This window comes from Vibrio sp. 10N.261.52.A1 (assembly GCF_002876325.1).
GTDB classification, from domain to species: Bacteria; Pseudomonadota; Gammaproteobacteria; order Enterobacterales; family Vibrionaceae; genus Vibrio; species Vibrio chagasii.
Map to the genome: position 1 here is coordinate 1 of NZ_MCYD01001236.1, position 6,636 is coordinate 6,636.

Below are 6,636 nucleotides of genomic sequence, written 5' to 3' on the forward strand. Positions count from 1 at the left end.
CTATAAGTAGGACTAATCACCTTTAATTTTGATGCTGTATTTTTGAGTTTTCGCGGGATTTTTGGTGTGTGATATGTCAATAGTGAAGATAATCCCTCTCACATACACCATTTTTAACCAACCATTCGACTTTTGTTAAAATTAGAGCTTTTGATCAAATTATATAAAATGTGATTGCATAAGCTTTTCAAAATAGTTTGCCCCCACTCGAAGTTCCTAGTGAGATGAATATAAATTAATAAGCAATCTCATTCTTATTGTCTTAGGTTGAATTTGTAACACTGTTGCTTCACGTATTGAGCGTATAACGCTAGCTGTCTGCATTTTCGTGTTTGTCGTAGGTAACAACCAACAAACCTAAAATATCAAGGAACAAGCTATGTTAAAGAAAGTATTAAGTTGTTGTATTGCAGCCACATTTGGTGTTTATTCTGCATCAAGTTTGGCTCAAGGTTCGGCTTTAAATTCAACTGAAAACTTACAACAACCTATTGCTCCACTGATGTTGGCTTCATCAGATGATGCGATCACTGATCGTTATATTGTTGTATTGAAACAACCGCAGATGCTAATGAATGACGCGGCTGGATTACAGCAGTTCACTCAACAAACGGTAGGCCAGATGGCCAATTCGTTTTCAATCAAAACAGACGATGTTTTTGATAGCTCCATTATTGGCTTTGTGGCAAATCTAGACGCACTTCAATTAAAGCAACTCAGACGTGATTCTCGCGTTGAATATATAGAACAAGACCAAATACTCAGTATCGATCCTGTTGTTTCAAATGAAGCCGTTCAAAGTAACGCGATTTGGGGGCTAGACCGAATAGATCAAAGAAGTCTTCCTTTGGATCGAAACTATAATGCCAATTTTGATGGCTCTGGTGTAACAGCATACGTGATTGATACGGGCGTTAATAATAATCATGAGGAATTCGGCGGGCGCTCGGTTTCTGGCTATGATTTCGTGGATAATGATGCTGATTCGAGTGACTGTAATGGGCATGGTACCCACGTTGCAGGAACGATTGGCGGTAGCCAGTACGGTGTGGCTAAAAATGTCGATATTGTTGGGGTAAGAGTACTTAGCTGTTCGGGCTCAGGAACCACATCTGGCGTAATATCTGGTGTGGACTGGGTTGCTCAAAATGCATCAGGGCCTTCAGTCGCAAATATGAGCTTAGGTGGCGGTCGTTCAACCGCATTGGATAGCGCGGTACAAGGCGCAATTCAATCTGGAGTGAGCTTTATGTTGGCAGCGGGTAACTCAAATGCCGATGCGTGTAATACATCACCAGCTCGTGTACCAAGTGGTGTGACGGTGGGCTCAACAACCAGCTCTGATTCACGTTCAAGTTTCTCGAACTGGGGCAGCTGTGTTGATCTATTCGCACCGGGATCTCAAATTAAGTCTGCTTGGTATGATGGCGGCTATAAAACGATTAGTGGAACTTCCATGGCGACGCCACATGTTGCCGGCGTTGCAGCCTTGTACTTACAGGAAAACAACGGCTTAACACCGCTTCAACTCGCAGGGTTACTGAACTCAAGAGCCTCGGAGAATAAGGTTTCTGACACAAGAGGAACCACCAATAAACTGCTGTATAGTTTGACTGATAGTGGTTGTGAACCGGATTGCGGTGGTCCAACACCTGGACCAGATCCAGATGGAAAACTAGTCTCTGGCGTGCCGGTTAATGGACTGAGTGGCAGTCGAGGACAAAAGGACTACTTCTACATGGACTTGGAACAGGGTCAACAGCTGACAGTGGTCACCATTGGTGGCACAGGCGATGCGGATCTGTATCTACGTTTCGGGGATAAACCAACGCTTAGTACGTGGGACTGCCGACCTTACCGATCGGGCAACAGCGAGACTTGTACGGTGAATGTCACCCAAAGCGGCAGATATCACGTGATGTTGAATGCATACTCGGCGTACAGTGGTTTGACGCTTCAAGCAAACTTTTAACTTTTAACCTTTGGTTTGAACAATGCTTTCAAAAAGTCACTCACTAGTTTAGTCAGTTCAGAAGACTGATAGCCAAAGCCCACCTTGTTGTGGGTTTTGTTTTTGGTTTGTAGGAGGCAACAAAAGGATATGGCGTTGCTTGCTTTGGTTGATAAGCAGGAATTGACGGTACTTCGACGAACTTTCGGTTACGTCTCAGAAAAGCTCGAAGTTTGTATGCTAGATTTAATAGTGATACACAACTGGAGATATCGATGATCTGGCTTTCGGTGAAAGTACTACAGATTGGACTTGTCTACGGATACAGGAAGTATCAACAAACAAAAAGAGCTCCAGTGTAGGGGCTCTTTTCTTTTGTTTTTCGAATAAACGCGTTTTATGTTGCGTGGTAAGGAAAGAAAAATCGGTTCTGTCCGGTTTAATAACGAGTAGCTAAATGACTTCCCCTTAATACCTCTTAACCGATAAGCGAAAGTATGTTGAAAATTGAACCCATTACACCTCACATTGGCGCTCGTATTCATGGATTAAATCTTTTGGATTGTAGTGAGAGTGAACTCGATGATGTGTACAAAGCACTTGTTACTTATCAAGTCATTTTCTTGGATGAACAAAGCCTCTCGCCTGAACAACACTTAGCACTTGCAAAACGGTTTGGAGATCTCGAACCCGCTCATCCTTTCTTTCCGCGTGTAGAACAAGTTCCGCAAGTCAGTGTGATAGAAACTACTCGAGGTAATGCGCCAATGGAGAGTTATTGGCATACCGACTTAACGTGGCGGGAGCTTCCGTCTAAAGCCTCGCTATTACATGCTCAACATGTACCGGATATCGGTGGCGACACGATTTGGTGTTCAATGACCGCAGTGTTTGATTCATTAGATGAAAGCATGAAAGACAAGCTAAGGGGCTTATCGGCAACGCATTCTTTAGTCGCATTTGAGGGTATTGAATCGGACCAAATCGAGCTAGATTGGCATAAGTCGCTGCTGAAAACTGCGCAAGAAAACCCGCCGGTGGTACATCCCTTAGTGCAAGTTCATCCAGAAACGGGCAAAGAGACGTTATATATCAACGAGCAATTTACCCGTTACATCAATGAGCTTGAGCGTGAAGAAAGTGATTCATTACTTAGCCAGTTGTTTGAAATTGCACGACGACCAGAATATCAAGTGCGTTTTAAATGGAACAAGGGCTCAATGGCGATATGGGACAACAGGGTCACTCAGCATTATGCCGTTATTGATTATGGTGATACTCCACGAAAAATGCACCGGGTAACAGTCACCTAACGTTGTAAATCAAGCCCAAGACGAAGCGACTAAATATTTTGACTCATCGATTAATGTGATTTACTTTTAGCGCTAATGTTCAACTCAAGACAAATACAAGGAGGATTTTTATGAAAGTGTGTGAATTTAACTTCGCGCATATTTTTTGGTACGACCAAAACTCAAGTTTTAACACTATCGTGCTGCGATAACCAAAACTTGAGCGAAGCATTTCAATATAACCTTCAATAGAGTTTCTTCACTCTAGTTTACTTGGTTGTTGTCAGCGAATGACGACAGCGCTTTGTTGCGCTTGAAACTTGAGTAAACAAATGACTACATTAATATCTACATCATCCATTTCTTACGATCTAACATCATACCGCCTATTTGATGGGCTTTCCTTTACCATTAAAAAAGGCGACCGCATTGGCCTTATCGGCAGTAATGGCTGTGGAAAAAGTACTTTATTACGTCTGTTAAACAAAGATTTACCTGACTTTGTGGGGAATGTTTCCTTTGCTTCGAATGCCGTAGTTGCTTTGATTGAGCAACACCTACCCAAGCGACTGTTGAGCCTCTCAATGCTTGATGCTGTGACCGATAACCTTCCTTTAAACATGCAGCAAACAGAACAATGGCGAGCGCAAATTACTCTTTCTAATTTAGGGTTTGATGAAAGCTATTGGAACCAGCCTGTAGGCACTTTAAGTGGCGGTCAATACGCGCGAGTGTTAGTCGCGAGAGCATTGATTCTTGAGCCAGATGTCCTGTTGCTAGATGAACCAAGTAATCACTTGGATCTACCGACGTTACTTTGGTTAGAGCAGTTTCTGAAAGATTGGAGAGGGACGTTTGTCATGGTTTCGCATGATCAACGATTACTCGACCACGTCACCGATTCTACTTGGGTGTTACGTGACAAAAGGATACTTAGCTTTAGCCAAAAATGCACCGAAGCTAGAAAAGCACTGGAAGATAAAGATCGAACGGATGCTGAAAGGCAACAAGCAGAAAAGAAAGAGATCGACCGCATCGAAAAGAGCGCTCATCGTTTAGCGATTTGGGGGCGTGACTTTGACAATGAAGGTCTGTCACGAAAAGCAAAAAGCATGGAAAAGCGAGCCGAAGGGTTACGCTCGACCATGACTCGTTTAGACTCCGTTGAACCATGGACACTAAGTTTGTCCGGTGAATCCATGAAGGCCAATCGACTACTTGAATTGTCGGAGGTACCAATTAGTGCCGCTGACGACCAAGCGCCACTGTTTGAAGTGCTGTTCCAGCAGATAAAGAGTGGTGACCGTGTTGCTGTGCTAGGCAAAAATGGGGCGGGTAAGTCATCGCTTCTGAAAGTACTGTGGGCGAATTATCAGGCGTGTCAACTTGGAGATAATGATTATTTTCACCCCAATGCTGAAGTCGGGTACTACGATCAAAGCTTGCACCAATTACGTGATGACCATTCACTACTGGATTCACTTTACTCATTTTATCCTGTGTCTCAGGAAGCTAGAAAAATGGCTTTGATTAGCGCGGGTTTTTCCTACGAAAGACACGAGCAAAAGATCGCAGAGCTGAGTGGTGGCGAGCGTTCTCGACTGCTGTTTGTTGGGCTATCGCTAGCGAAGTATCACTTCCTGTTGTTGGATGAGCCCACGAACCACCTTGATATTGCAGGTAAGGAAGAGCTGGCGAATTGCTTAACTCAATTCGAAGGGGGGCTACTCTTGGTCAGCCATGATCGAGAGTTGATCGAAAAATCATGCAATCGATTCTGGTATATCAATGAAGGTCAACTTGTGGAAATGACTTACTTAGATGCGGTGTATGAGGCGATGTCTGTCAGCCATCAAGGTCATAACGTGGAACCTTGCTCTGCGTCGATTCAGTCTAACTCTAAAGCCTGTGTCGATTCAGGTTCTGAGCTGCTTAAAACAGATGAGCAGCAGTCGCAAAATGATGAAGAGTGCCTTTTAGAAAGGCTATTAGAGCTCGAAGAATTACTCAGTAAGGATCAAGCTCGTAAAGCAAAGCATCAGAAGCCTGATCTGCAAATGAAATGGCAACAAGAAATAGTTCGGATTAATGCGATGTTGGAACTGAACTAGCCCAGTTTGTAATCCAGTAGGCATCACAATGCTCAATATCTATTGTTGAGTAGGATTCGGCTCTTTAGTGCTGCATTGGCTAAAGAGCCTTTTGTTACGACTTAATATAGAATTAAACACAACAGTTAAGTCAGTCTCGCAATCTCAATCAGGCGAGCTTAACGCCTCGTCGGTATTATCTCTCCGAATTCTTTATTGGGTAACAAAAATGAATGTAGCGAAACATCACGAGCGACGAATACGAAATGTGTGTGACTTCATTGATAGACATTTGGATGAGTCATTAACTTTGGATCAGCTGAGCTCAGTGGCGGCGAGTTCAAAGTACCACTTTCACCGGATCTTTAAGTCGTTTATGGGGATTAGCACTATTCAGTATGTGTTGTTTGCTCGGTTAAAGCGCGCTTCTTTTCGTTTAGCTTTTGAGCCCGAGTACAGTGTCACCGATATTGCATTGGAGGCTCACTTTGAGAGTCTTGAAGCATTCTCTCGAGCATTTTCGAGGCACTTTGAGCAGACACCTTCTCAATTTAGAAAACAACCAAACTGGCCATATTGGCGTTCAAAGTATGAGTTTAACTCACCAAAGAGTGGAGAAAAGATAATGGATGTGAAAGTCGTCGATTTTTACGAGACAGAGGTTGCACTGATTGAGCATAAAGGAAGCCCAAAGCTGGTTTACAATACTGCTGCTAAATTTATTGATTGGAGGAAGTCGACGGGTTTTTCTCCGGTAAAAACCAGTGACACATTTGGTGTGGCTTATTCTGACCCTTCAGATACCCCTGAAGATGAATATCGCTTTGATATTTGCGGAAGCCATAACGGGGATGTCCCAGAAAATGTCTTTGGTGTTAAGAGGGGGATCATTCCGGGCGGTCGTTGTGCTGTAGCTGTTCATAAGGGCAACCATGATTTAATCGCTGACACGGTCAGCTACTTATATCGTGAGTGGTTACCTAAGAGTGGCGAATCTTTGAGGGATTTTCCGTGCTTTTTCCAGTACCTTAATCTAGTCCATGAGGTGGATGAATGTGATTTGCTTACTAACATCTACCTGCCGATACGCTAGCTTTATGTGTCACAGATAACAAGAAATGAAATCATATTAGGCCTCGTATTAACGAGGTCTTCATGTATTTGGCAGCAGAGTTGAAACAGATTAAATGCAAAAGCGTGTATATATTTGATTCAAACCTCACTGCTCGGAGGTGATGTGTAATATAATCGTTCGGTTATATAAAAACAAAAACTCAATCATAAAACGAGTAAACGTCTGGGC

General features: G+C 43.2%; 4 protein-coding genes. All 4 read left to right on the top strand.

Features of this window, described 5'->3' with window-relative positions; genetic code table 11:
* Positions 1-379: 379 nt before the first annotated feature.
* A complete protein-coding gene (locus tag BCT81_RS26060; protein WP_102426344.1) occupies positions 380-1,972 on the top strand; it encodes a S8 family peptidase in 1,593 nt (530 codons plus the stop codon).
* Positions 1,973-2,448: 476 nt separating this feature from the next.
* Positions 2,449-3,264 (top strand): TauD/TfdA family dioxygenase, encoded by an 816-nt coding sequence (locus tag BCT81_RS26065; protein WP_102426345.1) that lies wholly within the window; start codon positions 2,449-2,451, stop codon positions 3,262-3,264.
* Between the two features lie 311 nt (positions 3,265-3,575).
* Positions 3,576-5,354 (top strand): ABC-F family ATP-binding cassette domain-containing protein, encoded by a 1,779-nt coding sequence (locus tag BCT81_RS26070; RefSeq protein ID WP_102426346.1) that lies wholly within the window; start codon positions 3,576-3,578, stop codon positions 5,352-5,354.
* Positions 5,355-5,562: 208 nt separating this feature from the next.
* Complete coding sequence (locus BCT81_RS26075; RefSeq protein WP_102426347.1) at positions 5,563-6,426, top strand: AraC family transcriptional regulator; 864 nt, start codon at positions 5,563-5,565, stop codon at positions 6,424-6,426.
* Positions 6,427-6,636 lie beyond the last annotated feature (210 nt).

Excerpts from the sequence above, each read along its gene's own strand:
- BCT81_RS26060 (WP_102426344.1), top strand. The coding sequence starts at position 380 with ATGTTAAAGAAAGTATTAAGTTGTTGTATTGCAGCCACATTTGGTGTT.
- BCT81_RS26065 (WP_102426345.1), top strand. The coding sequence starts at position 2,449 with ATGTTGAAAATTGAACCCATTACACCTCACATTGGCGCTCGTATTCAT.
- BCT81_RS26070 (WP_102426346.1), top strand. The coding sequence starts at position 3,576 with ATGACTACATTAATATCTACATCATCCATTTCTTACGATCTAACATCA.
- BCT81_RS26075 (WP_102426347.1), top strand. The coding sequence starts at position 5,563 with ATGAATGTAGCGAAACATCACGAGCGACGAATACGAAATGTGTGTGAC.